The organism is Streptomyces sp. NPDC034103 (genome assembly GCF_055575395.1).
This window is the reverse complement of the sequence record NZ_JBVISS010000008.1, coordinates 251,614-276,427: the sequence shown is the minus strand read 5'-3', so window position 1 is coordinate 276,427 and position 24,814 is coordinate 251,614. Positions and strand designations below refer to the sequence as shown.

The following is a 24,814-nucleotide window of genomic DNA, read 5'->3' as shown; positions in this document are numbered from 1 at the left end:
TCCACGGCGGCAGCCGTCACACGATCGCCATTCGGCCGTCACGAGCCATCCCGTCCCACGCACCTTTCCGGCCACTCCTTCGTCGCCCCGATGGGCCCTCTTTTGCACGGGAGTTGACCGCTGTACCGTCCGCGCATGCCGATTCGCACGCGCTTCACGATCTGGAGACCGTCGAGCGGGGCCCGGACCCGCTTCGCGACGGCGGCCACCGCCGCCCTGCTGGCCACGTTCCTCACGCCCGCCGCCGCACAGGCGGGCCCGCGCGAGAGCAAACCCGTCTACTCCTACGACAACGCCGTCCGCGAGGCCGTCTGGGTGGACACCGGACTGGACGGGGACGGCGACGGGAAGCACGACCGGGTGGCCGTCGACATCGTCCGTCCCCGCGAACTCGCCCGGCAGGGCCGCAAGGTTCCGGTCATCATGGACGCCAGCCCCTACTACTCCTGCTGCGGGCGCGGCAACGAGAGCCAGAAGAAGACGTACGACGCGAACGGTCACGTCGTCCAGATGCCGCTCTTCTACGACAACTACTTCGTGCCGCGCGGCTACGCCGTCGTCGGCGTGGACCTCGCCGGCACGAACCGCTCCGACGGCTGTGTCGACGTGGGCGGCCGCTCGGACATCCTTTCCGCCAAGGCGGTGGTCGACTGGCTGAACGGCCGGGCCACCGCGTACACCAGCCGCACCGGCACCGCACGCGCCAAGGCGACCTGGACCAACGGCAGGACGGGGATGATCGGCAAGAGCTGGGACGGCACCATCGCCAACGGCGTGGCCGCCACCGGCGTCAAGGGCCTGCGGACGATCGTCCCGATCAGCGCCATCTCCTCCTGGTACGACTACTACTTCCAGCAGGGCGCCCCGCTCTACGACTCCGGCCCCGACTGGCTGTCCGACTACGTCAACAGCCCCGACGCCCGCGCCAAGTGCGACGCCGTCCAGCAGAGGATCGTCGACGGCGCCCCGCGCACCGGTGACTGGACCGGCCTGTGGACCGAGCGGGACTACGTCAAGGCCGCCTCCAAGGTGAGGGCCAGCGTCTTCGCGATCCACGGACAGCAGGACCTCAACGTCCGTATGAAGCACCTCGGCCAGTGGTGGGACGCCCTCGCGAAGAACGGCGTCGAGCGCAAGATCTGGCTCTCCCAGACCGGCCATGTCGACCCCTTCGACTTCCGCCGCGCCACCTGGGTCGACACCCTGCACCGCTGGTTCGACCACGAACTCCTCGGCTACGACAACGGCATCGACCGTGAGCCGATGGCCGACATCGAACGCCACCCCGACCAGTGGGTGACCTCCAAGTCCTGGCCCCCGCGCGGCACCTCCGCGGTCGCCCTGCGCCCCGCCCAGGGCGACACCCCCGGCGTCGGCACCCTCGGCCTCACCCGCGGGCGCGGCACGGAGACGTTCACCGACGACCCGGCGCTCAGCGAGACCGACTGGGCCGCGCGGATCGACACCGCCACCCCCGAGAAGGCGGGCTTCGCCACCGGCGTCCTCACCAAGGACCTGCGCCTGGCCGGCTCCTCGAAGGTCATGGTCACCGCGACCCCGACCACCACCACGGCCCATCTCTCCGCCGTGCTCGTGGACCTCGGTCCGGACACCATCCGCGACTACGCGGCGAGCGGCGAGGGCATCACCACCCTCACCGACCGCACCTGCTGGGGCGCGAGCACCGCGGGGGACAGCGCCTGCTTCAAGGAGACCAGGGCCAGGACCGCCGACGTCGAGTACAACGTGGTCAGCCGCGGCTGGGCCGATCTCGGCACCTACGCCGACCCCGGCAAGGGCGTCCCGCTCACCCCGGGCAAGGCGTACACCCTCACCATCGACCTGGCCGCCACCGACCATGTCGTCCCCGCCGGTCACCGGCTCGCGCTGATCGTCGCGGGCACCGACAAGGACCTGATCGACCCGCCGTCGACGAAGCCGACGCTCACGATCGATCTGTCGCGCACCAAGGCGCGTGTCCCGCTGGTCGGCGGCGCCGCGGCCTTCGCGCACGCCACCAAGGGCGCCGGGGCAGCCGTGGCGGAGCCCATGACACTCGACGGCGTCCATGCCCCGCGCTCGGTCCACCGGGTCCCGGGGGCGGAGCGTTGATCCGAGCCCTCACCCTGAGCACGGCGGCCCTGGCAGCGTCCCTGGTCGCCGTGCCGGCCCAGGCGACCGACTCCCCGCCGCGCACCGGCTTCGAGCGGTCCAACGGTGCCCGTTGGACCGGCGAGAGGGAGGAACAGGACTTCCTGGCGGCCGTCGACGCGGCGAGCGGCCGGGTCTCGGTCGCCCGCATCGGTACGACGAAACAGGGGCGCCCCCTCCAACTGGTCCGGCTCGGCAGGCCGAACGCCTCGAACAGGGTCCTCCTCGTGTGCAGCCAGCACGGCGACGAGCCGTCCGGCCGCGAGGCCTGTCTGTCCAAGGTCCGCGACCTGGCGTACGCGAAGGACGCCGGCACCCGGCGCTTCCTGGACCGCACCACGCTGTTCGTCGTGCCCACCGCCAACCCCGACGGCCGGGCCGCCGACACCCGCGGCAACAGCGACGGCGTCGACGTCAACCGCGACCACCTCGCCCTCGCGACCGCCGAGGGGCGGGCCCTGGCCGCGGTGCTCCGCGACCGGCGGCCCGACGTCGTCTACGACCTGCACGAGTACTCGCCCACACCGCCCTACTACGACAAGGACCTCTTCGACCTCTGGCCCCGCAACCTCAACACCGACGCACAGGTCCACGACGAGGCCGAGACCCTGTCCCAGGGGTACGTCCGCCCCGCCGCGCGGCACGCCGGGTACACCACCGGCACCTACGGCATCTGGACCGACCCCGTCACGGGCGAACCGGTCCGGCAGACCGCCGGCGACGGACAGGAACGCATCCTGCGGAACATGTCCGGCGTCAAGCACGCGGTCGGCCTGCTCATCGAGAGCCGCGTCGACGCACTCGCCGACGTCGACGAGGCGACCAACAACCGGCGTCGGGTGAACTCCCAACTGGCCGCGCTGAAAGGCCTGTTCCGGTTCACCGACGACCGGCGCGGCCGGATCGAGGCGGCGACGACCACGGCTCGCCACACGGGCTACGCCGACACCGGCCCCGTCTACCTCGGCGGCGCCGACAACGACCCGCCCGAACCCGCCGAGGTGATCCCGGACCCGCCCTGCGGCTACCGGCTCACCAAGGACCAGTACCAGCAGGTCAAGGACGAACTCGCCCTGCACGGCGTGCGGACCAAGGGCACCTACGTCCCGCTCCGGCAACCGCTGCGCGCCCTCGTCCCGCTGCTCCTCGACGAACGCGCGGCATACCGTCTCACGGTCGGGGAACCCGACACTGACTGTTGAAAGAGTGACGATCCGCGACACCTGTGGTAGGTCGTAACCACGACTTTCAGGAAAAGGTGCCGCAAAATGACAGAAGACCTGATGAAAAGGGGAGGTCGGGAAGGTCCTTCGGACGTTTCCGACCCCCACCCCACGGACTGGGTGGTGTTCGGGGTCACCGCCGTCATCACCCTCGCCTTCGTGATCTGGGGCTCGACGGCGACGGACTCCCTGGAGAGCGTCTCCACCAAGATGCTCAACGGCCTCATCCACAACGGTGGTTGGGCCTTCATGCTGGCCGCATCCTGTTTCGTGGTCTTCGCCCTCTGGCTCGCCGCCAGCCGCTACGGCCGCATCCACCTCGGCGCGGAGGGCGAGGAGCCCGAGTTCAAGACCGTGTCGTGGGTCGCGATGATGTTCAGCGCCGGCATGGGCATCGGCCTGATGTTCTACGGCGTCAGCGAGCCCCTCTCGCACTACACCACCGCACCCCCGGGCACCGACCCCGCCAACTCCGGCGAGCGCATGGAGACGGCGATGGCCACCACCCTCTTCCACTGGACGCTGCACCCCTGGGCGATCTACGCGGTGGTCGGCCTCGGCATCGCCTACAGCACCTTCCGCAAGCGCCGCCGCCAGACCATCAGCGCCGTGTTCACCCCGCTGATCGGGGAGAAGAACGCCAACGGCACCGCGGGACGGGTGATCGACATCCTCGCGATCATCGCCACCGTCTTCGGCTCCGCGGCCTCCCTCGGACTCGGCGCGCTCCAGATCGGCTCCGGCTTCCAGGAGCTGGAGTGGATGGACGACGTCAGCGAGGGCCTGCTCGTCACCATCATCGCCGTGCTGACCCTGGCCTTCGTCCTCTCGGCGGTCTCCGGGGTCGAGCGGGGCATCCAGTGGCTGTCCAACACCAACATGGTGCTCGCCCTGATCCTCGCCGTGTTCGTGTTCGTCGCCGGGCCCACCATCATCGTCCTGGACCTGCTGCCCACCTCGATCTTCGCCTACCTCGGCGACCTGCCCCAGCTCGCCGGCCGCACCGAGGCCAGCGGCGGCGAGGGCGTCGCGGACTGGCTCGGCAGCTGGACCGTCTTCTACTGGGCGTGGTGGATCTCCTGGACGCCGTTCGTCGGCATGTTCATCGCCCGCATCAGCCGCGGCCGCACCATCCGCCAGTTCGTCGGCGGCGTCATCCTCGTCCCCAGCACCGTCAGCCTGGTCTGGTTCGCCGTCTTCGGCGGTACGGCGATGAAGCTCAAGGAGGGCGGCGCGCTCGGTGGTGAGGACACCCCCGAGGGCCAACTCTTCGGTGTCCTCCAGGAGTTCCCCATCGCCACGGCCACCAGCCTGCTCGTGATGATCCTGGTCGGCATCTTCTTCGTCTCGGGCGCCGACGCCGCCTCCATCGTGATGGGCACGCTCTCGCAGCGGGGCGCGCTCGAACCCGGCCGTTTCGTCGTGGTGTTCTGGGGCGTGGTGACCGGCGCGGTCGCCGCGATCATGCTGCTCGTCGGCAGCGGCCAGGGCGACGCCCTCACCGGCCTGCAGAACCTCACGATCCTCGCCGCCGCCCCCTTCGTCCTGGTGATGATCGGCATGTGCGTCGCCCTCATGCGCGACCTGCGGCGCGACCCGGTCATCGTGCGCGGCGAGATGGGCTCCGAGGCCGTCGAACTCGCCGTCATCGAGGGCCACAAGAAGTACGACGGCGACTTCGAGATCAAGGTCGGTCCGGGGCCGGGAACGGAGACGGAGGGCGACCCACTCGGCCACGACCACGGCTGAGCCGCGGAGTTCAGGGGGAGGCGAGCACCGCCGCCTCCCCCGCGCACCCCCACGCCACGGTCACCCCGGCCCCGCCGTGCCCGTAGTTGTGCACCAGCACCCGCCCACCCGGCAGCGCCTCCCGCTCCAGGCGCACGGCGTGCCGCGCCGGCCGCAGACCCACGCGATGCCCCAGCACCCGCGCCCCGGCGATCTCCGGCCGCAGCGCCGCACACCGCCGTACGATCGCCTCGGCCACCGCCGGATCCGGCTCCCTGGACCAGGCGTCCTCCTCGGCCGTGCCGCCCAGCACCAGCCGGTCCGGGTGCGGGAAGAAGTACGCCAGCCCGCCGTCCGTGTCGGTCGAGACGGCCCAGGTCCGCACCCCCGGGTTCGCCACCACGACCACCTGTCCCCGCACCGGCCGCACGGACGCGTCGGGCACCAGCTCCCGCGCGCCCAGCCCGGTGCAGTTGACCACCACCGGTGCTTCCACCGCCGCGAGGTCGGACACCGCGCGGGTCTCGACGATTCCGCCCGCCTCGCTCAACCGCCGCCGCAGCCAGGGCAGATGGACACTCATGTCGACCAGCGGCAACCGCGCCCAGAGCCCGCTCCCGGCGTACTCCGCGCCCGTCGCCGCCCGCAGCCCCGGCACCCGCTCGCCCAGCCAGGCCCGGGCCTCGTCCAGGTCCCCTTCGCCCAGTACTCCTTCGACCATGCGTACGCCGGTCCGGTCGGGGTCCGCCGCCAGCGCCTCGTACACCTCCAGCGAGCGCAGCGCCCACGCCCGCGCCGACGCGGCCGGCTCGATCCGGTAGGGCCACCACAGCGCCCCGGCAACCGCCGAGGTGGTGCGCTCGACGGGATCCCGGGTCCACACGCGGACCCGCCTGCCGCGTTCCGCGAGAACCACGGCCGTCGTCAGCCCGATGACCCCGCCGCCGACCACGACGATCTCGCTGCCCAGCTCACTGTCCACGCCAGGACGTTAGCGGAATGTCCCAATGCCGTGCTCTGAGGGCGCTTGCTGCGGGAATACTCGCAGCATGTCTGCCGCGTACGCGACCTTCGGCCTGGCACCGGCGATGCGTGCCGGTGGAGTCCTCGTCAACGGTGACTACCAAGTCCACCGGGACTTCGTGGACTTCATCGTCGACGGGCGACCGCTGCTCTTCCAGCTCTCCGACCTCGACGCCGTCTCCCCGCTGGCCTCGGACGTCCCGCCCGCCATCTTCGCCGCCCAGGTCCGCAGCCTGCTGCTGGAGACGGACGCCCCCCTGCGGGACGGCCGCTACATCATCTACGGCTGCCCCGAGTGCGAGGACCTCGCCTGCGGGGCGGTCACCGCCGTCATCGAGAAGGAGGGCGGCGACTTCATCTGGCGGGACTTCGCCTGGCAGACCGACGAACACGCCGACCTGGAGCTCAACGGCTACCACGGCATCGGGCCCTTCCGCTTCCACGGCCCCGAGTACCGCCGGGCCCTGGACTCCCTGCTCGCCCCCGACTCCGCGAGCCCGCGCCGCCGCGTCCTGCTGATCGGCGCCCGGGTCGCGCTCCTGGCCAAGCTCGCCGCCGCCCTGCGCACCATCGGCATCGGCGCCGACATCACCCAGGACGCCGACGGCGTCCCCGCCGACGAACTGCGCGCCTACGGCGCCGTCGCCTTCGGCCGCGCGGTCGGTCAGCAGGAACGTGCCGCCGTGCGCCGCTCCTTCGAAGCCGCCGACGTCGAGGTGACCTACGTCGACGGCCTCGCCCCCATCGTCCCGCTCCTCGTCGCCCAGATAGAGCACGCCCTCGACCGCAGCCCGCAGGAGCAGCGCCGGCTGACCCGGCTGGTCGCCGCCGACGGCGAGGCGGGCATCGAGGTCACCTCGCCGTGCCGGGTGCGCCTGACGGCGTACCGCCTCGACCGGCTCCTGCGCACCCACGCGGCGGAGGTCTTCGACGGCGTCCTGGAGGCCGGCCGGCACCGCATCGCGCTGGACGCCAAGGCGGTGAAGGGAGAGTCGTTCGTGGTGGCGCGGACCGCGGACAGCGTCCTGGTGGAGGCGATGGCGCACTGAGGGCGGGCCCTCGGCGCGCGGCGGGCCCGGCGCGTCAGTGGAACAAGGGGTGCCCGAGCCGCCGCCCACGACACCGCGGGGCGCCGGCCCCAGGCACCCGGCCGGAACAGGGAGGAGACCCGCCCGCGGCCCTCGCTAGGATCACCCCTGATGACTGCAACCCTCGTCGCCAAGAATCTCGCCGCCGGCCACGGCGACCGCGCCCTGTTCACCGGACTCGACCTCGTCGTCGCGCCCGGCGACGTCATCGGGCTGGTCGGAGCCAACGGCGCGGGCAAGTCCACCCTGCTCCGGCTGCTCGCCGGGCTCACCCCGCCCGAGTCGGGCGAGCTGCGGCTCTCCCCGCCGACGGCGAGCGTCGGCCACCTCCCGCAGGAGCCGGAACGCCGGCCCGGCGAGACGATCCGGGATTTCCTGGCCCGCCGCACCGGCGTCGCCGAGGCCCAGCGGGTCATGGACGAGGCGACCCAGGCCCTGGTCGACGGGGCGCCGGGCGCCGACGACGCGTACGCGACGAGCCTGGAGAGCTGGCTCGACCTCGGCGGCGCCGACCTCGACGAGCGCGCCGAGGAGGTCGCCGACTCCCTGGGCCTGGCGGTCGACCTGGACCAGCCGATGACGTCCCTGTCCGGCGGCCAGGCGGCACGGGCCGGGCTGGCATCGCTGCTGCTCTCCCGCTACGACGTCTTCCTGCTCGACGAACCGACCAACGACCTCGACCTGGACGGCCTGGAGCGCCTGGAGCGCTTCGTCAGCGGCCTGCGGGCCGGCACGGTCGTCGTCAGCCATGACCGCGAGTTCCTCACCCGCACCGTCACCAAGGTCCTCGAACTCGACCTCGCGCAGAACCAGATCAACCTCTACGGCGGCGGGTACCAGGCCTATCTGGAGGAGCGCGAGGTGGCCCGCCGGCACGCCCGCGACGACTACGACGAGTACGCCGACAAGAGGTCCGCCCTCCAGGACCGGGCGCAGACCCAGCGCTCCTGGATGGACAAGGGCGTGAAGAACGCGCGCCGCAAGGCGGGCAACGACAACGACAAGATCGGCCGCAAGTTCCGCAGCGAGGCCAGCGAGAAGCAGGCCGCGAAGGCCCGCCAGACCCAGCGCATGATCGAACGCCTGGAGGTCGTCGAGGAGCCGCGCAAGGAGTGGGACCTGCGCATGGAGATCGCCTCCGCCCCGCGCTCGGGTTCGGTCGTGGCGACCCTGCGGGAGGCGGAGGTCCGCCGCGGCGACTTCGTGCTCGGCCCGGTGACCCTCCAGATCGACTGGGCGGACCGGGTGGCGGTCACCGGCGCGAACGGCGCAGGCAAGTCGACGCTCCTCGGCGCCCTGCTGGGCCGCGTCCCGGTCGACGCCGGCAGCGCGGCCCTCGGCTCGGGCGTACTGATCGGCGAGGTCGACCAGGCCCGCAAGCTGTTCCACGGCCCGGAGTCACTCCTGGACGCGTTCGGTGCCGCGGTACCCGACACCGAACCGGCGGAGGTGCGCACCCTCCTGGCCAAGTTCGGCCTGAAGTCGGAGCACGTCCTGCGCCCGGCGGCGACCCTCTCACCCGGCGAACGCACCCGCTCGGCGCTCGCCCTGCTCCAGGGCAGGGGCGTCAACCTCCTGGTCCTCGACGAGCCCACCAACCACCTCGACCTCCCCGCGATCGAACAGCTGGAGTCCGCCCTGGACGCCTACGAGGGCACCCTCCTGCTGGTCACCCACGACCGCCGCATGCTCGACGCCGTCCACGTCACCCGACGCCTGGAGGTCGCGGACGGCAAGGTGACCGAGCGGGCCTAGGCGGCCCCGCGGCGCAGCAGGGCGCAGACGAAGTTCTCCTGCACGGCGCGCATCCGGCGCAACAGGTCGGGCTTCTGGGCCTGGTTGACCTGGGTGGTCACGGAGAACGTCAGCGACCGGTGGCCGTCCGGTGTGGCGGCGATCAGCTGGGTGTAGCCGAGGGTGTTGCCGGTGTGCCCCAGCACCACGCCGCACCGGGTGGTGTACCGGAAGAGGGCGAGCCCCGCGTCGTTGCGCCCGGGGCCCTTGGGCTCGGACGAACCGGGGATCCAGTCGCGCTGCTTGCGCACGACGTGCGGGCTGTACAGCCGGCCACCGGCGTACCCGCGGATGAAGCGTGTCATGTCCGAGGGCGTGGAGACGATCCCGCCCGAGGCCCACACACCGGACATGCCGAGGACCTCGCTCACGTCCTCCGGCGGCTCGGGCGGGCTCACGTCATAGCCGTGCAGATACGGCTCCGGCATCCGGTAGCCCTGCGGCAGGCTGGTCTCGCGCAGGTCCAGTGGCCGGTACACGAGCTTGCGCAGTAGTTCCTCGTACCGGACGCCGGTGGCCGCCTCCGCCATCAGGGCCACGGCGATGTTGTCCGAGTTGGAGTACCGGTACCGGGAGCCGGCCCGGAACTCCAGGGGCTCGTCCGCCACGAAGTCCAGCAGGCGGCGCGAGTCGAAGCGGTGCCGGGGGTCGGCGAGGACGATCTTCAGGAACCCGGGGCTGCGCGAGTAGTCGGGCAGACCGCTGGTGTGCTGGAGCAGCTGGCGCAGCGTCACGGCGTGCCAGGCCTTGGGCAGGTGGGGCAGCCGCTTCCCGATCGTCTCGCCGAGGCGCAGGTCACCCCGGTCGACCAGGGTGAGCGCGACGGCGCCGCTGAACGCCTTGGCCGTACTGGCGATCCGCATGTGGTCGTGCGGTCTGGGCGGGCGACGGGACTCCAGATCGGCGACCCCGGCCCGGACGACCCGGGTGTGCGCGCCGTCGCGGAGCACGGCGATGGCCCCGGGCGGCCCACCGGGCGCGGCGACGAGCTCGTCGAGCTGCCGCTGAAGTCGGTCGTCGGCGTGCGGCCCGGGAGACGTGGCGGCGTCGGCGGCCGGTGACAGGGCGGCCAGGCAGGCCGCGACCAGGGCTACGGCGGTGAGCCGACGGGATCTGACGGATCGGACGGGCATGGGCTCTCCCGGGCAGGTGGGACGGGGGACTGACCCGCCCAGCTTCGCCCGGCCCGAAGCGGGGGAGCCGCTTGAGCTACTGCACCTGGCTCAATGCGAGGAGGCGCGAGGCGACCCCGCCCACGGGCACGGGGAACCGCGCGATCGGCCCCGGCGGGCCCGCGGTTCCCCACGACCTGTCACGACGTGTCAGCGCCGCCCCTTCTTCGCGTCGAGCAACCCGGCCTTGCGCAGCGCATCGGCCATCGCGCTGTTCGCCGGCGGCGCCGCCTGACGCGACGCGCCGCCCTGGCCCCCGCGGCCCCCGGTCTGGCGCTGCCGGCCCTGCTGCCGCTGCTGAGGCGGCCGCCCGCCCCGCTGCTCCCGGCGCTCACCGCCGGAGGCCTGCGCCTCGTCGTCCAGCCGCAGCGTCAGCGAGATCCGCTTGCGCGGGATGTCGATGTCGAGGACCTTCACCTTGACGATGTCACCCGGCTTCACCACGTCCCGCGGGTCCTTCACGAACGTCTTCGACAGCGCGGAGACATGGGCGAGACCGTCCTGATGGACACCGATGTCGATGAACGCCCCGAACGCCGCCACGTTGGTGACGACACCCTCCAGGACCATCCCGGACTCCAGGTCGGAGATCTTCTCGACGCCCTCCTTGAAGGTGGCCGTCTTGAAGGCGGGCCGCGGGTCGCGCCCGGGCTTCTCCAGCTCCTTGAGGATGTCGGTGACGGTGGGCAGACCGAACGTCTCGTCCACGAACGCCTCGGGCCGCAGCGAGCGCAGCACACCGGTGTTGCCGATGAGCGAGGCGACCTCCTGGCCGGAGGTCTTCACCATGCGCCGCACCACCGGGTACGCCTCGGGGTGCACGCTGGACGCGTCGAGCGGGTCGTCCCCGCCGCGGATGCGCAGGAAGCCCGCGCACTGCTCGTAGGCCTTCGGGCCGAGGCGGGCCACCTTCTTCAGCGCGGTGCGCGAGGTGAACGGGCCGTTGGCGTCGCGGTGCGCCACGATGTTCTCGGCGAGCCCGGAGGTGATGCCGGAGACCCGGGACAGCAGCGGGGCGGACGCGGTGTTGACGTCCACGCCCACGCCGTTCACACAGTCCTCCACCACCGCGTCCAGGGAACGCGACAGCTTCACCTCGGACAGGTCGTGCTGGTACTGGCCGACACCGATGGACTTCGGGTCGATCTTCACGAGCTCGGCGAGCGGGTCCTGGAGCCGGCGCGCGATGGAGACGGCGCCGCGCAGGGAGACGTCCATGTCGGGCAGTTCCTGCGAGGCGAAGGCGGAGGCCGAGTACACGGACGCGCCCGCCTCGGAGACCATCACCTTGGTGAGATTCAACTCCGGGTGCCTGGTGATGAGTTCACCGGCGAGCTTGTCGGTCTCACGGGACGCCGTGCCGTTGCCGATCGCGATCAGCTCGACCGCGTGCTCCTTGGCGAGCCGGGACAGCTTGGCGATGGCCTCGTCCCACTTGTTGGCCGGGACGTGCGGGTAGATGACGTCGGTCGCGACGACCTTGCCGGTGGCGTCGACGACGGCGACCTTCACGCCCGTACGGAAGCCCGGGTCCAGGCCCAGCGTCGCGCGCGTGCCGGCCGGGGCGGCGAGCAGCAGGTCGCGGAGGTTCGCCGCGAAGACGTTCACCGCCTCGTCCTCGGCGGCCGTCCGCAGCCGCAGCCGCAGGTCGATGCCGAGATGCACCAGCAGGCGGGTGCGCCAGGCCCAACGGACGGTGTCCGTCAGCCACTTGTCACCGGGGCGCCCGCGGTCGGCGATGCCGAACCTGTGGGCGACGATCCCCTCGTACGAGGAGGGCCCCTCGGTCGGCTCCTCCGGCTCCAGGACGAGGTCGAGGACCTCCTCCTTCTCGCCGCGCAGCATCGCGAGGACGCGGTGCGAGGGCAGTTCCGTGAAGGGCTCGGCGAAGTCGAAGTAGTCGGCGAACTTGGCGCCGGCCTCCTCCTTGCCGTCCCGCACCTTTGCGGCCAGCCGCCCCCGCACCCACATCCGCTCGCGGAGTTCGCCGATCAGGTCGGCGTCCTCGGAGAACCGCTCGGTGAGGATGGCGCGGGCGCCGTCGAGCGCGGCCTGCGGGTCGGCGACGCCCTTGTCGGCGTCGACGAACGCGGCGGCCGCGGCGAGCGGTTCGACCGTCGGGTCGGTGAGCAGCCCCTCGGCGAGCGGCTCGAGCCCCGCCTCCCGGGCGATCTGCGCCTTCGTCCGCCGCTTGGGCTTGTACGGCAGGTAGATGTCCTCGAGCCGCGCCTTGGTCTCGGCCCCCCGGATCCGTGCTTCCAGCTCCTCGGTGAGCTTGCCCTGCTCGCGCACCGACTCCAGGATCGCCGTCCGCCGCTCCTCCAGCTCCCGCAGATAACGCAGCCGCTCCTCGATCGTGCGCAGTTGCGCGTCGTCGAGCATCTCGGTCGCTTCCTTGCGGTAGCGGGCGATGAAGGGAACCGTGGAACCACCGTCGAGCAGTTCCACGGCGGCCTTGACCTGCCGCTCCCGAACGCCGAGCTCCTCGGCGATCCTTCCTTCGATGGATCCGATGTCGATGGGCTCGCGTGTCGTCACGATGCCGTACCGCCTTCTCACAGAGGTTGCGCGGCAATTGTGGCAGGTGGCACCGACAATCGGGGATCAGGGCGCGGACATCAGGCCCGGCGGCTGCGCGTCGAGCCGGAGGCCCCGCCGAAGAGCCGGGCCAGCGCCCGGAAGGGCAGCGTCACGACGGTGGCGATGGCGCCGCCGATCTGGCGCAGGACGTCTGCGATGGCTCGGAACACGAGCTTCCCCTTTCGTCGGCCGACCACGGTGGTCGGAAGGTGCGGGTACCTCGACGAGACGGTGTCATGCGTCCGAAGTGCAGAGATGTGGCCGGGGTTTGGCTCTGCCTCCCGGGAGCCGCTGCTGAGCGGGCCCGCCGCTCAGCCCTTGCCGATCAGGTCCGCCGGGTAGGCGCCCGCCGCCAGCGCCGCCCGCGCGAACCCCGCCCCGAGTTCGGTCAGCCGGGCCACGCCCTCGGCGCCGAGGTGCTCGTACGGCGCCCGGTCCAGGCGGTCCGTCATGTCCTCGATGTCGGCGCGCAGCGCCACGCCCCGCTCGGTCAGTTCGCCGTCCGCGGCCAGCAGACCGCGATCCCGGAGCCGTCCGGTCGCCGCGTCCCACTCGTCCTGACTCCAGCCGCGCGTGGTGAGCACCCACTTCGGGGTCATGCCCTTGCCGGTCGCCGTGTGGGTCACCATGGCCTCCAGGCCGTCCAGCTCGGCTGCCGTCAGCGCGGCGAGATGGCCGTCGCCCCGGTGCTCGCGCAGCAGAGTCGTGGCGTGGAAGTACGCCAGGTGCGGTTCCTCGGGCACGGGCAGGTCCGCGTGCGCCGCGTAGAGCGGGCGGGCGCCGCGGGAGCAGGCCTCGGTGGCCCGCAGCGCCAGCTCCGCGGCCTCGGCCATCTCCGGGGACGTCAGCGTGTCCGCGCCGAGCAGCCGCCGCAGTGCCGCGTCCACGCCACGCACGCGTGCCGCGAGGACGGCCTCGGGCGAGGCCTGGTCCCATACGGCGGGGACGAACCGGGCCACGAGGCTGTGCTTGTAGTTGTAGAAGGTCGCCGTGACCGTCCCGGCGCCCACGGCTCCCAGGGCGGCCGCCCGCACCGCGAAGTTCGCGGCCCGGGGATGCGTGATCCCGATCGCGGCCAGCTCCTCGCCCAGCTCGGGCGCGAAGTAGGAGGTGGCGTGCAGGGAGTTGAGCGCGTTCGCGCAGCGGCGGGCGGCTTTGGGCGCAAGGGAGGCGGTGGTCATGCCGGGCAGGTTACCAACCGCTTGGTATGCCACCTGGAGGGGTGGGAGCCAAGTGGCAGAAAAGGTGGGCTGCTCGTCATTGCGGCCATCCGGGGGCGCCGCCCAGACTCGGGTGCATGACGCAGCGAACCGTTCTCGTCGTCCTGTTCGACGACGTACAGAGCCTCGACGTCACGGGCCCGCTGGAGGTGTTCGCCGGGGCCGAGACGCACACCCCGGGCACGTACCGCATCCGCACCGCCTCCCTGGACGGCGCCCCCGTGCGCACCTCCAGCGGCCTGCGCCTCGTACCGGATCTGGCCCTGACCGACGCGCCGGTACCGCACACCCTCCTCGTCCCCGGCGGCCAGGGCACCCGCTCCCCGGATCCGCGCCTGACCGACTGGCTGCGTGCACACGCCCCGTCCGCCGAGCGCCTGGTCTCCGTCTGCACCGGCGCGATCCTGCTCGCCCGGGCGGGCCTGCTGGACGGCCGACGCGCCACGACGCACTGGGCGTACGCCGACAAGCTCGCCCGGGACCATCCGGAGATCGACGTCGAACCCGACCCGATCTACATCCGGGACGGCCGCGTCGCCACCTCCGCGGGCGTCAGTTCCGGCATCGACCTCGCCCTCGCGCTGGTGGAGGAGGACCTGGACCGGGACGTCGCCCTCACCATCGCCCGTCATCTGGTGGTATTCCTGCGCCGGCCGGGGAACCAGGCCCAGTTCAGCGCCCAGCTGGCGGGCCAGACCGCCCGCCGCGAGCCCTTGCGGGAGGTCCAGCGGTGGATCACCGAGCATCCGGACGGCGACCTCGGCGTGGAGTCCCTCGCCGCCCGCGCCCGTCTCTCGCCGCGCCACTTCGCCCGCGCCTTCCGGACCGAGACCGGCATGACCCCCGGCCGCTATGTCGACCGGGTCCGCCTGGAACACGCCCGCCGCCTCCTGGAGGACACCGCCGACGGCGTCGAGGAGATCTCCCGGGCCAGCGGCTACGGCACCCCGGAGGCGATGCGCCGTGCCTTCATCCGGTCCCTCGGCACGCCACCGGCCGAGTACCGCCGCAGATTCCGCCCGACACCGACCCACTGAGCGTCGCGGGTTCCCGGCGCCTGCGAGCGACGCCACCGGCCCGCCCCGCACCCACCCCCCGAAAGGCATCCGATGCAGATCGCCATCGTCCTGTTCGACCGGTTCACCGCCCTCGACGCCGTGGGCCCGTACGAGACCCTGGGCCGCCTCCCGGACGCGGAAGTGGTGTTCGTGGCCGAGCGTACGGGCCCTGTCCGCACCGACACCGGCACCCTCGCGCTCACCGCCGACCGCTCGCTCGCCGACGTGCCTAGCCCCGACATCGTGGTCGTGCCCGGGGGGCCGGGCCAGACTCCGCAGATGGAGAACGAGACGCTCCTGGACTGGCTGCGCGCCGCCGACGCCACCAGCACCTGGACCACGTCCGTGTGCACCGGCTCCCTGCTGCTGGCCGCCGCCGGACTCCTTCGGGGACGCCGTGCGACCTCCCACTGGCTCGCCCTGGACCTCCTCGTGCGGTACGGCGCCGAACCGACGGGGGAGCGGGTCGTCCTCGACGGCAAGTACGTCACCGCGGCCGGTGTCTCCTCCGGCATCGACATGGGCCTCACACTGCTCGGCCGGATCGCCGGCGACGAACACGCCCAGGCCGTACAGCTGTTGACCGAGTACGACCCCCGGCCGCCCTACGACGCGGGCTCGCCGGAGAAGGCCCCGGCCCACCTCGTCGAGGAGTTCCGCGGCAGGAGCCGGTTCATCCTGACGTAGTCCAGGTGAAGCGCGGCTGCCTCCGCTCCAGGAACGCGGCGACGCCCTCCGCGGTGTCGCCGTTGCCGCGCGCCTGCCGCGCCCAGTGCTCGTCCCGGTCCGTGCGCCCGTCCGCGAACTCCTTCGCCGCGGCCTGGGTCAGCTGTGACCGGGACACCAGGATCCGGGTGAACTCCGCGACCCGCTTGCCCAGTTCGCCCTCCGGCAGCACCTCGTCGACCAGCCCGGTGCGCAGCGCCCGCCCGGCGTCGATCAACTCCCCGGAGAACAGCAGGTACTTGGTGGTGGCCGGCCCCACCAGCGCCACCAACCGCCGCGTGGAGGAGGACGGATACACGATCCCCAGCTTGGCCGGGGTCACCCCGAACAGCGCCCCCTCCTCCGCGAACCGCAGATCGCAGGCCGCCGCCAACTGCGACCCACCGCCCACGCAGTGCCCGCGGATCGCCGCCAGTGTCGGCTTGGGAAAGGCCGCGAGGGCCTCCTCGGCCGCCACCGCGAGCCCCTGCGCCTCCTCCGGTGAGCCCCGCAGCGTGGAGATGTCGGCCCCGGCGCAGAACGTCCCGCCCTCCCCGGTCAGCACCAGAGCCCGTACGTCCGGGTCGGCGGCCAGGGTGTCGAGCAGCGGCGGCAGCGCGCGCCACATCGCGGCGGTCATGGCGTTGCGCTTGGCCGGACGGGCGATGACGACGGTGGCCACCGAGTCGGTGACGCTGTACTGCACCTGCTGCTCCATGGGCCGGATGCTAACGGCACCCGCCGCCCGTCCCCCGGGGAGGGGCCCCGTGCGGCGAGACGCCGATGGCGGCTCGCCGCCGAGGGCGATACACGGAGCGAACCGGACGAGGCGGCCACCAAACCCGTACAACCCGAATAGTTCGCGAACTGGACACGGGTGGGGCAAAGGCGTTCACGCTGTCGACCATGTCGTACAGGCGCGGTCACAAGCGCTCGATATGCGCTGACTTCTGTTCAGTCATCCGGTGCGAAGCGACTCGTTGCCAACACTCGACGTGTGGTGACAATCGAGCGCGAGGGTGGCGACCGGACGATGGAGAACCATGGGCGAGGGTCAGGCCCACGCCCAGCGGCAGACGAGGTGGAGGGGCCGGCTCCCGGCCCGACCGGGCCACTGCCGTACGAAGGCGTCTGGCGGTTCACCGCCCCCGCCGTGGACGCCTCGGTCCCGCAGGCGCGGCACGCCGTGCGGGACCTGCTGCTGCGGCAGGGCGTACCGGTCCCGGACGACCTGGTGCAAGGGCTGCTGCTGATCGTCTCCGAGCTGGTCACCAACGCGGTGAAGCACGCGGCCCTGCTGTCGCCGACGCTGGCCGTGGAGGTCGCCGTCGGCGCCGAGTGGGTGCGGGTGTCCGTGGAGGACGACCACCCCTACCGTCCCACCGCCCTGGAGGCCGACCACGGCCAGACCGGCGGACGCGGACTGCTGCTGGTGCGCGAGGTCGCCCGGGAGGCGGGCGGCGTCTGCGACGTCGAGCACACGGCGAACGGCGGGAAGGTGATCTGGGTCGCCCTGCCGTTCGCCCCCGCGCGGGTGCCCTAGCGGACGCCCGTCACCAGCCGACGGACGCGCCCGTCAGCTCCCTGACCGCCGGACGGGCCGCGTCCAGCACTGTCATGAACCAGGACGAGAAGGTGTCCTTCGCGTGCCGCTCCGCGAGCTCCGCGGGGGTCACGAAGGCCGTGGCGCCCACCTCCTCGGTGTCCGGACGCGGCGGCGACTGCACCAGCCCGACGAAGAGGTGGTTGTACTCCTGCTCCACCAGGCCCGAGTCCGGGTCCGGGTGGTTGTAGCGGACCGTGCCCGCCTCCGCGAGGAGCGACGGCGCGACGCCCAGCTCCTCGTAGGTGCGCCGGGCCGCCGCCGCGAACGGGGCCTCGCCCGGGTAGGGGTGCCCGCAGCAGGTGTTGGACCACACGCCGGGGGAGTGGTACTTGCCCAGCGCGCGCTGCTGGAGCAGCAGTCGGCCCCGCTCGTCGAAGAGGAACACGGAGAAGGCGCGGTGCAGCTGCCCCGGGGGCTGATGGGCGGCGAGCTTCTCCGCGGTGCCGATCGTGACGCCGTTCTCGTCGACCAGTTCCAGCAGGATCGCGTCAGCGGTGCCGTTCGACGTACGGTGCGTCGCGGTGGCAGGTGTGATCGGCATACCCATCCTTCGCATCGGTTTTTCGCGCCCCAAGTGTGCCGCACGAAAACGGCACACCCGGCAGTTGATCGTGCCCGGCGCGGCGGACGGGGAACCGTCCGGGGCGGCGCTGCGCGGAGAAGGACGCGACCGCGCACCGGATCGCTGCATTCCCCCTGAACCACCCGTACGGGACGTCCGGGTGCGCTCACGGACGTTCAGTGACAGAGCCTCGCCTCGTGCTCCGCGTGCCCGCCCGGCTCCAGCTGGAAGGTGCAGTGCTCCACGTCGAAGTGGTCGCCCAGGCAGCCCTGGAGCTCGTGGAGCATCTTCTCGTGGCCGATGGTGTTCAGCGCGTCCCCGCTCACCACCACGTGCGCCGACAGCACCGGCATGCCGGAGGTGATCGTCCAGGCGTGCAGGTCGTGGACGTCCTCCACGCCGTCGAGGGCGAGTATGTGGGCCCTTACGTCGTCCATGTCGACGTCCTTCGGGGCCGCCTCCAGCAGCACGTCGAGGGTCTCGCGCAGCAGCTTCCAGGTCCGCGGCACGATCATCAGGCCGATGACCAGGGAGGCGATCGGGTCGGCGGCCTGCCAGCCGGTGGTCAGGATCACCACCGCGGAGATGATCACCGCGAGCGAGCCCAGCGCGTCCGCGGCCACCTCCAGGAACGCCCCGCGCACGTTCAGGCTCTCCGCCTGACCGCGCATCAGCAGCGACAGCGAGATCATGTTGGCGACCAGACCGATCGCGCCGAACACGATCGTCAGCCCGCCCTCGGTGCCCGCGGGTGTGAGGAACCGCTGGATCGCCTCGTAGAGCACGTAACCGCCGACGCCGAGCAGCAGCAGGCAGTTGGCGAGCGCGGCGAGGATCTCAGCGCGGGCGTAGCCGAAGGTGCGCTTGCCGCTCGGCGGGAGGCTCGCGAAGTGGATCGCCATCAGGGCCATGCCGAGGCCCAGCGCGTCCGTCGCCATGTGCGCCGCGTCGGCGACCAGGGCGAGGGAGTCCGCGAGGACGCCGCCGACGATCTCGACGACCATGACGGTGAGCGTGATGGACAGCGCGACGCGCAGCCTGCCGCGGTACGCCGCGGTGGCGGTACCGCCGGTCGGCGCATGCGAGTGCGCGTGCCCGTGATCGTGCCCAGCCCCCATGAAGGCCGCCTCCTGTGGTTCGTCGGGATCACCAGTGAACTACGGGTGGGGGGTATCGGGCAACGCGGCACTGAACACCGTTGTCATGTGCCCTGACCTGCGCAAACGATCCGCAGGTCAGGGCGGTTCGGTTCACCGGGCGTGGTGCAGCCGCCAGCCCTGCCACGCCGACTCGACCATGGCGCGCACGTCCCGGCGGGCGGTCCAGCCCAGCTCTTCCGCGGCCCGGGCCGCGGAGGCGACCGAGACCGGGGCGTCGCCCGGGCGCCGCGGTTCCACGACGGGGGCCCGCCGGTCGCCGGTCACCTCGCCGATGACGGTGACCATCTCGCGCACGGAGACGCCCTCGCCACGACCGATGTTGACCGTCAGGTCGCCCACCGGGCCGCCCTCGGCCAGGCGCCGGGCCGCGGCGAGGTGCGCCTCGGCCAGGTCGGCGACATGGATGTAGTCCCGCACGCAGGTGCCGTCGGGTGTCGGGTAGTCGTCGCCGAAGATCCGCGGGGCCTCGTCACGGGTGAGCCGGTCGAAGACCATCGGCACGATGTTGAACACACCGGTGTCCGCCAGCTCGGGCGCCGCCGCTCCCGCCACGTTGAAGTAGCGCAGGCACACCGTCGAGATGCCGTGCGCCTGACCCGCCGCCCGCACCAGCCACTCCCCGGCGAGCTTCGTCTCCCCGTAGGGGTTCACCGGGGCGCACGGGGTCTCCTCGGTGATCAGCCGCACATCGGGGTTGCCGTAGACGGCGGCCGAGGAGGAGAAGACGAAGCGCTCGATCCCGGCCCCGGCCACCGCTTCCAGCAGCGTCGCCAGTCCGCCGACGTTCTCCTGGTAGTACCGCGTGGGCTGCGCCACGGACTCGGCGACCTGCTTGCGCGCCGCCAGGTGCACCACCCCGCTCACCTCGTGCTCGGCGAGCACCCGCTTCAGCAGAGCGGCGTCCAGCGACGAACCCCGGACGAGCGGGACGTCCGCCGGCAACCGGGCCGGGACCCCGGCCGACAGGTCGTCCAGCGCCAGGACACGCTCCCCGGCCTCCGTCATGGCCCGCGCCACATGGGCCCCGATGTATCCCGCTCCGCCTGTGATCAGCCATGTCATGGTCGCCCACCCTATGCCGAGCCCGGAACGGCCACCGCTATGTCCGAGATGCCCCCTGCGCCCGGGGCGCGGTTTGTGGGCGGGGCCCGTGATCACCCATGATGATCGCGGCAAAGGCCGGGGGAGACACCGTTGATCGGCCCATGAACGGGCGGTGAACGAGGGCCTCCCGGCATCCGATAGCCTCTGCCGACATGCCGCCCGACCGTCATCGGTAAGGGGCGCCCCCACCGTGTACCGACCGGCGCCCAGGCGCCGGCACCCAGGGAGTGAGTTCGGTTGCCGACCGCCATCCTCACCGGTCAGCCGGTCCCCGGATCGTCGATCGAGAGCGATCTGCGGTCCCTCGGCTTCGACGTCCGGATCGCCTCGGACGCCACCGACGCCGAGACGCTCCTCGCCCAGGTCCCCGGTGACCAGCGGGTCGCCGTGGTCGACGCCCGCTTCGTCGGCCACCTGCACGCCCTGCGCCTCGGCCTCACCGACCCCCGCTTCCCGCTCGCCGCGGTGCCCGGCGCCGTCACCGCCCAGCCGGCCGGCCGCCAGGCCCTGACCCGCGCGATGGCCCGGGAGAGCAGCGCCGGGAGCGGTACGACGGACGGGAGCGCCCCCGGGCACACGAAGCTGAGCGTGAGCACCGTCGGGGACCTCGCCGACCGCGTCGTCACCGCCCTGGACGCCGACGACGCAGGCGTCCACCGCCCCGAGCTCGGCAGCCTGGTCGCCGTCGTCCCCACCGACCCGCAGGCCCGCAACGAGGCACGGCAGGCCGTCGCGGACGTCGACGACGAAGCCGTACGCCTGAAGTCGGCCGTGAAGTCCCGCGACGGCTTCTTCACCACGTACTGCGTCAGCCCGTACTCCCGCTACATCGCCCGCTGGTGCGCCCGCCGGGGCCTGACCCCGAACCAGGTCACCACCGCCTCCCTGATCACCGCCCTGATCGCGGCGGGCTGCGCGGCCACCGGCACGCGCGGCGGGTTCGTCGCGGCCGGCGTGCTGCTGATCGCGTCCTTCGTCCTGGACTGCACCGACGGCCAGCTCGCCCGCTACTCCCTCCAGTACTCCACGCTCGGCGCCTGGCTCGACGCCACCTTCGACCGGGCCAAGGAGTACGCCTACTACGCGGGCCTCGCCCTCGGAGCGGCCCGCGGCGGCGACGACGTGTGGGCCCTCGCCCTCGGCGCGATGATCCTCCAGACCTGCCGGCACGTCGTGGACTTCTCCTTCAACGAGGCGAACCACGACGCGACCGCCAACACCAGCCCCACGGCCGCCCTCTCGGACAAGCTCGACAGCGTCGGCTGGACCGTGTGGGTCCGGCGGATGATCGTGCTGCCGATCGGTGAACGCTGGGCGATGATCGCGGTCCTCACGGCGGCCACGACTCCTCGGATCACGCTCTACGCGCTGCTCATCGGCTGCGCGTTCGCGGCGACCTACACCACGGCGGGCCGGGTCCTGCGCTCGCTGACCCGCAAGGCCAAGCGGACGGACCGCGCGGCGCAGGCCCTGGCGGACCTCGCGGACAGCGGGCCGCTGGCCGAGGTGATCGCGCGCTTCCTGCCGGGCCCGTCGCGTCCCACGGCCCCGCTCAGCGCCGCCGCCGGCGCTCTCCTGGTGACCCTCGGGGCCTGGGCGTGGGGACCGAACTGGTGGGTCGTGCTGATGGCCGGCGGCTACATCATGCTGTCCGCGGAAGCCATCGAGCGGCCCCTCAAGGGCGCCCTCGACTGGTTGATCCCCCCGTTCTTCAGGGCGGCCGAGTACGGCACCGTCCTGCTCCTGGCGGCCAAGGCGGACGTGAACGGCGCCCTTCCTGCGGCTTTCGGGCTGGTGGCCGCGGTCGCCTACCATCACTACGACACGGTGTACCGCATCCGCGGCAACGCCGGCGCGCCCCCGGCCTGGCTGGTGCGCGCCATCGGGGGGCACGAAGGGCGGACGCTGCTCGTCACCGTCCTGGCCGCCGCGCTCACCGCCTCGCAGTTCACGGTCGCGCTCACGGCCCTCGCCGTGGCCGTGGCCCTGGTGGTGCTCGTCGAGAGCATCCGCTTCTGGGTGTCCGCTGGGGCACCCGCCGTACACGATGAAGGAGAACCCGCATGATCGGCCTCGTGCTCGCGGCCGGCGCCGGACGGCGTCTGCGCCCCTACACCGACAGCCTTCCCAAGGCTCTGGTGCCGGTGGGCCCCGCGGGCATAGAGGGCGAGCCAACGGTTCTCGACCTCACCCTCGGCAATTTCGCCGAGATCGGGCTGACCGAGGTCGCGATCATCGTCGGCTACCGCAAGGAGGCCGTCTACGAGCGCAAGGCGGCCCTGGAGGCGAAGTACGGCCTCAAGCTCACCCTCATCGACAACGACAAGGCCGAGGAGTGGAACAACGCCTACTCCCTGTGGTGCGGCCGGGACGCCCTCAAGGACGGCGTGATCCTCGCCAACGGCGACACCGTGCACCCGGTCTCCGTGGAGAGGACGCTGCTCTCCGCGCGCGGTGAGGGCAAGCGGATCATCCTCGCCCTGGACACGGTGAAGAGCCTCGCCGACGAGGAGATGAAGGTCGTCGTCGACCCCGCCAAGGGCATGACGAAGATCACGAAGCTGATGGACCCCGCCGAGGCCACCGGCGAGTACATCGGCGTCACCCTCATCGAGGGCGACGCCGCCCCCGAGCTGGCCGACGCGCTGAAGACGGTCTGGGAGACCGACCCGCAGCAGTTCTACGAGCACGGCTACCAGGAGCTCGTGAACCGCGGCTTCCGGATCGATGTCGCGCCGATCGGCGACGTCAAGTGGGTCGAGATCGACAACCATGACGATCTCGCCCGTGGACGGGAGATCGCGTGCCAGTACTGACGAGGCTCATCCCCTCACCGGTCGTCGTGGACATCCGCGCGGGTGCCCTCGACGACCTGGCCGCCGTGCTCGCCGACGAGCGCGTCTCGCACTCCGGCAAGCTCGCCGTCGCCGTCAGCGGCGGTTCCGGCGCCCGGCTGCGGCAGCGGCTCGAACCCTCGCTTCCCGGCGCCACCTGGTACGAGGTCGGCGGCGGCACCCTCGACGACGCCGTGCAGCTGGCCAATGACATAAAGGCCGGCCACTACGACGCGGTCGTGGGCCTCGGCGGCGGCAAGATCATCGACTGCGCCAAGTTCGCCGCGGCGCGTGTCGGCCTGCCCCTGGTCGCCGTCCCCACCAACCTCGCGCACGACGGCCTGTGCTCGCCGGTCGCGACGCTCGACAACGACGCGGGCCGCGGCTCGTACGGCGTTCCGAACCCGATCGCGGTCGTCATCGACCTGGACGTCATCCACCAGGCCCCGGCCCGGTTCGTGCGCGCGGGGATCGGGGACGCCGTCTCCAACATCTCCGCGATCGCGGACTGGGAGCTGGCCAACCGGGTCAAGGGCGAGAAGATCGACGGCCTCGCCGCCGCGATCGCCCGCCAGGCCGGCGAAGCCGTGCTCAGGCACCCCGGTGGCATAGGGGACACCGACTTCCTCCAGGTGCTCGCCGAGGCGCTCGTGCTCAGCGGCATCGCCATGTCGGTCTCGGGCGACTCCCGCCCGTCCTCCGGCGCCTGCCACGAGATCAACCACGCCTTCGACCTGCTGTTCCCCAAGCGGGCAGCCGCCCACGGCGAGCAGTGCGGACTCGGCGCGGCCTTCGCGATGTTCCTGCGGGGGGCGCACGAGGAATCGGCGTACATGGCCTCGGTGCTGCGCCGGCACGGCCTGCCGGTGCTGCCGGAGGAGATCGGCTTCACGGTGGACGAGTTCGTCCGTGCCGTGGAGTTCGCTCCGGAGACCCGGCCCGGCCGGTACACGATCCTCGAACACCTCGACCTCAAGCCCGACCAGATCAAGGATCTCTACGTCGACTATGTCAAGACCATCGGTAGCTGAACTCCGTCCGGTCGTCCACCCCGCCGGGGTGAAGGACCGGCGCAGCGGTGAGCACTGGATGGGGCGCCTCTACATGCGCGAGGTGTCCCTGCGGGTCGACCGCTATCTGGTCAACACCAGGGTCACGCCCAACCAGCTCACGTACCTGATGACCGTCTTCGGCGTCCTCGCGGCCCCGGCGCTTCTCGTGCCGGGGATCTGGGGGGCCGTGCTAGGCGTGGTCTGCGTGCAGATGTATCTGCTGCTGGACTGCGTCGACGGCGAGATCGCCCGCTGGAAGAAGCAGTACTCCCTCAACGGCGTCTACCTCGACCGGGTCGGCGCCTACCTCACCGACGCCGCCGTGCTCGTCGGCTTCGGCCTGCGCGCCGCCGACCTGTGGGGCAGCGGCCGCATCGACTGGCTGTGGGCCTTCCTCGGCACCCTGGCCGCGCTCGGCGCCATCCTGATCAAGGCGGAGACCGACCTCGTCGGTGTCGCCCGCCACCAGGCCGGCAAGCCGCCGGTCCAGGAGTCGGCGGCCGAGATGCGCTCCTCCGGCATGGCGCTGGCCCGCAAGGCCGCCTCCCTGCTCAAGTTCCACCGGCTGATCCTCGGCATCGAGGCGTCCCTGCTCATCGTGGTCCTGGCGGTCGCCGACCACCTGCGCGGCGACCTGTTCTTCTCCCGCCTCGGTGTCGCGGTGCTGGCCGGTATCGCGCTGCTCCAGACCCTGCTGCACCTGGTGTCCATCCTCGCCTCCAGCAGGCTGAAGTGAGTGGCCTGAAGGTCGGCG

Annotated in this window: 21 protein-coding genes; 12 read left to right on the top strand and 9 right to left on the bottom strand. The window is 72.0% G+C overall.

The features are described 5' to 3' along the window. Positions 1 to 135: 135 nt before the first annotated feature. The 3 genes from ACZ56U_RS19750 (at position 136) to ACZ56U_RS19740 (ending at position 5,123) form a co-directional block, all read left to right on the top strand. Positions 136 to 2,112 carry a Xaa-Pro dipeptidyl-peptidase gene (locus ACZ56U_RS19750; protein ID WP_469085276.1) on the top strand — a complete coding sequence of 659 codons (1,977 nt, stop codon included), beginning with the start codon at positions 136 to 138 and terminating at the stop codon, positions 2,110 to 2,112. Next, a complete protein-coding gene (locus tag ACZ56U_RS19745; RefSeq protein WP_469085275.1) occupies positions 2,109 to 3,353 on the top strand; it encodes a M14 family metallopeptidase in 1,245 nt (414 codons plus the stop codon). The genes ACZ56U_RS19750 and ACZ56U_RS19745 overlap by 4 nt, the downstream gene beginning before the upstream one ends. 66 nt (positions 3,354 to 3,419) lie before the next feature. Then, a complete protein-coding gene (locus ACZ56U_RS19740; protein WP_469085274.1) occupies positions 3,420 to 5,123 on the top strand; it encodes a BCCT family transporter in 1,704 nt (567 codons plus the stop codon). 10 nt (positions 5,124 to 5,133) lie between these two features. Here ACZ56U_RS19740 and ACZ56U_RS19735 read toward each other — a convergent pair whose 3' ends face one another. Then, on the bottom strand, positions 5,134 to 6,084 hold the full coding sequence (locus ACZ56U_RS19735; RefSeq protein ID WP_469085273.1) for an FAD-dependent oxidoreductase: 951 nt from the start codon (positions 6,082 to 6,084) through the stop codon (positions 5,134 to 5,136). A gap of 67 nt (positions 6,085 to 6,151) precedes the next feature. On the opposite strand from ACZ56U_RS19735, the gene ACZ56U_RS19730 reads away from it, so the two are divergent. Then, positions 6,152 to 7,174, top strand: coding sequence for an oxidoreductase (locus tag ACZ56U_RS19730; RefSeq protein ID WP_469085272.1), 1,023 nt, complete (start codon positions 6,152 to 6,154; stop codon positions 7,172 to 7,174). Between the two features lie 150 nt (positions 7,175 to 7,324). Beyond that, positions 7,325 to 8,968 carry an ABC-F family ATP-binding cassette domain-containing protein gene (locus ACZ56U_RS19725; protein WP_469085271.1) on the top strand — a complete coding sequence of 548 codons (1,644 nt, stop codon included), beginning with the start codon at positions 7,325 to 7,327 and terminating at the stop codon, positions 8,966 to 8,968. Here the strand turns inward: ACZ56U_RS19725 and ACZ56U_RS19720 are convergent. From ACZ56U_RS19720 to ACZ56U_RS19705, 4 genes are all read right to left on the bottom strand, one after another. Next, positions 8,965 to 10,140, bottom strand: coding sequence for a serine hydrolase domain-containing protein (locus ACZ56U_RS19720; protein ID WP_469085270.1), 1,176 nt, complete (start codon positions 10,138 to 10,140; stop codon positions 8,965 to 8,967). The genes ACZ56U_RS19725 and ACZ56U_RS19720 overlap by 4 nt on opposite strands. A gap of 189 nt (positions 10,141 to 10,329) precedes the next feature. Then, entirely contained in the window at positions 10,330 to 12,717 is a 2,388-nt protein-coding gene (locus tag ACZ56U_RS19715; protein WP_469085269.1) for a Tex family protein, read from the bottom strand. 80 nt (positions 12,718 to 12,797) lie between these two features. Continuing rightward, positions 12,798 to 12,929: an LPFR motif small protein gene (locus ACZ56U_RS19710; RefSeq protein WP_252100555.1), complete on the bottom strand. Its 132-nt coding sequence runs from the start codon at positions 12,927 to 12,929 to the stop codon at positions 12,798 to 12,800. Positions 12,930 to 13,070: 141 nt separating this feature from the next. Beyond that, positions 13,071 to 13,940 carry an SCO6745 family protein gene (locus tag ACZ56U_RS19705; protein ID WP_469085268.1) on the bottom strand — a complete coding sequence of 290 codons (870 nt, stop codon included), beginning with the start codon at positions 13,938 to 13,940 and terminating at the stop codon, positions 13,071 to 13,073. Between the two features lie 116 nt (positions 13,941 to 14,056). Here ACZ56U_RS19705 and ACZ56U_RS19700 point away from each other — a divergent pair, with 116 nt between their 5' ends. Beyond that, positions 14,057 to 15,016, top strand: a complete 960-nt coding sequence (locus ACZ56U_RS19700; RefSeq protein ID WP_469085267.1) for a GlxA family transcriptional regulator — start codon at positions 14,057 to 14,059, stop codon at positions 15,014 to 15,016. 72 nt (positions 15,017 to 15,088) lie between these two features. Continuing rightward, positions 15,089 to 15,724: a DJ-1/PfpI family protein gene (locus tag ACZ56U_RS19695; RefSeq protein ID WP_469085266.1), complete on the top strand. Its 636-nt coding sequence runs from the start codon at positions 15,089 to 15,091 to the stop codon at positions 15,722 to 15,724. Here the strand turns inward: ACZ56U_RS19695 and ACZ56U_RS19690 are convergent. Further along, positions 15,711 to 16,460: an enoyl-CoA hydratase/isomerase family protein gene (locus tag ACZ56U_RS19690; protein ID WP_469085265.1), complete on the bottom strand. Its 750-nt coding sequence runs from the start codon at positions 16,458 to 16,460 to the stop codon at positions 15,711 to 15,713. The genes ACZ56U_RS19695 and ACZ56U_RS19690 overlap by 14 nt on opposite strands. A gap of 315 nt (positions 16,461 to 16,775) precedes the next feature. On the opposite strand from ACZ56U_RS19690, the gene ACZ56U_RS19685 reads away from it, so the two are divergent. After that, a complete protein-coding gene (locus ACZ56U_RS19685) occupies positions 16,776 to 17,285 on the top strand; it encodes an ATP-binding protein (protein WP_469085451.1) in 510 nt (169 codons plus the stop codon). 10 nt (positions 17,286 to 17,295) lie between these two features. On the opposite strand, the gene idi is transcribed toward ACZ56U_RS19685, so the two are convergent. From idi to galE, 3 genes are all read right to left on the bottom strand, one after another. After that, positions 17,296 to 17,889: an isopentenyl-diphosphate Delta-isomerase gene (gene idi, locus ACZ56U_RS19680; protein WP_469085264.1), complete on the bottom strand. Its 594-nt coding sequence runs from the start codon at positions 17,887 to 17,889 to the stop codon at positions 17,296 to 17,298. 197 nt (positions 17,890 to 18,086) lie between these two features. Continuing rightward, positions 18,087 to 19,028, bottom strand: a complete 942-nt coding sequence (locus ACZ56U_RS19675) for a cation diffusion facilitator family transporter (RefSeq protein WP_469085263.1) — start codon at positions 19,026 to 19,028, stop codon at positions 18,087 to 18,089. A 132-nt stretch (positions 19,029 to 19,160) separates the two neighbouring features. Then, a complete protein-coding gene (gene galE / locus ACZ56U_RS19670) occupies positions 19,161 to 20,132 on the bottom strand; it encodes a UDP-glucose 4-epimerase GalE (RefSeq protein WP_469085262.1) in 972 nt (323 codons plus the stop codon). 279 nt (positions 20,133 to 20,411) lie between these two features. On the opposite strand from galE, the gene ACZ56U_RS19665 reads away from it, so the two are divergent. The 4 genes from ACZ56U_RS19665 to ACZ56U_RS19650 are packed head-to-tail and all read left to right on the top strand — an operon-like array spanning position 20,412 to position 24,796. Next, positions 20,412 to 22,241, top strand: coding sequence for a DUF5941 domain-containing protein (locus ACZ56U_RS19665; protein WP_469085261.1), 1,830 nt, complete (start codon positions 20,412 to 20,414; stop codon positions 22,239 to 22,241). After that, complete coding sequence (locus ACZ56U_RS19660; RefSeq protein WP_469085260.1) at positions 22,238 to 22,990, top strand: phosphocholine cytidylyltransferase family protein; 753 nt, start codon at positions 22,238 to 22,240, stop codon at positions 22,988 to 22,990. The genes ACZ56U_RS19665 and ACZ56U_RS19660 overlap by 4 nt, the downstream gene beginning before the upstream one ends. Continuing rightward, positions 22,978 to 24,039 carry an iron-containing alcohol dehydrogenase family protein gene (locus tag ACZ56U_RS19655; protein WP_469085259.1) on the top strand — a complete coding sequence of 354 codons (1,062 nt, stop codon included), beginning with the start codon at positions 22,978 to 22,980 and terminating at the stop codon, positions 24,037 to 24,039. The genes ACZ56U_RS19660 and ACZ56U_RS19655 overlap by 13 nt, the downstream gene beginning before the upstream one ends. Further along, positions 24,017 to 24,796 carry a CDP-alcohol phosphatidyltransferase family protein gene (locus ACZ56U_RS19650; RefSeq protein ID WP_469085258.1) on the top strand — a complete coding sequence of 260 codons (780 nt, stop codon included), beginning with the start codon at positions 24,017 to 24,019 and terminating at the stop codon, positions 24,794 to 24,796. Before ACZ56U_RS19655 ends, ACZ56U_RS19650 begins: the two co-directional genes overlap by 23 nt. The last annotated feature ends 18 nt before the right edge of the window (positions 24,797 to 24,814 follow it).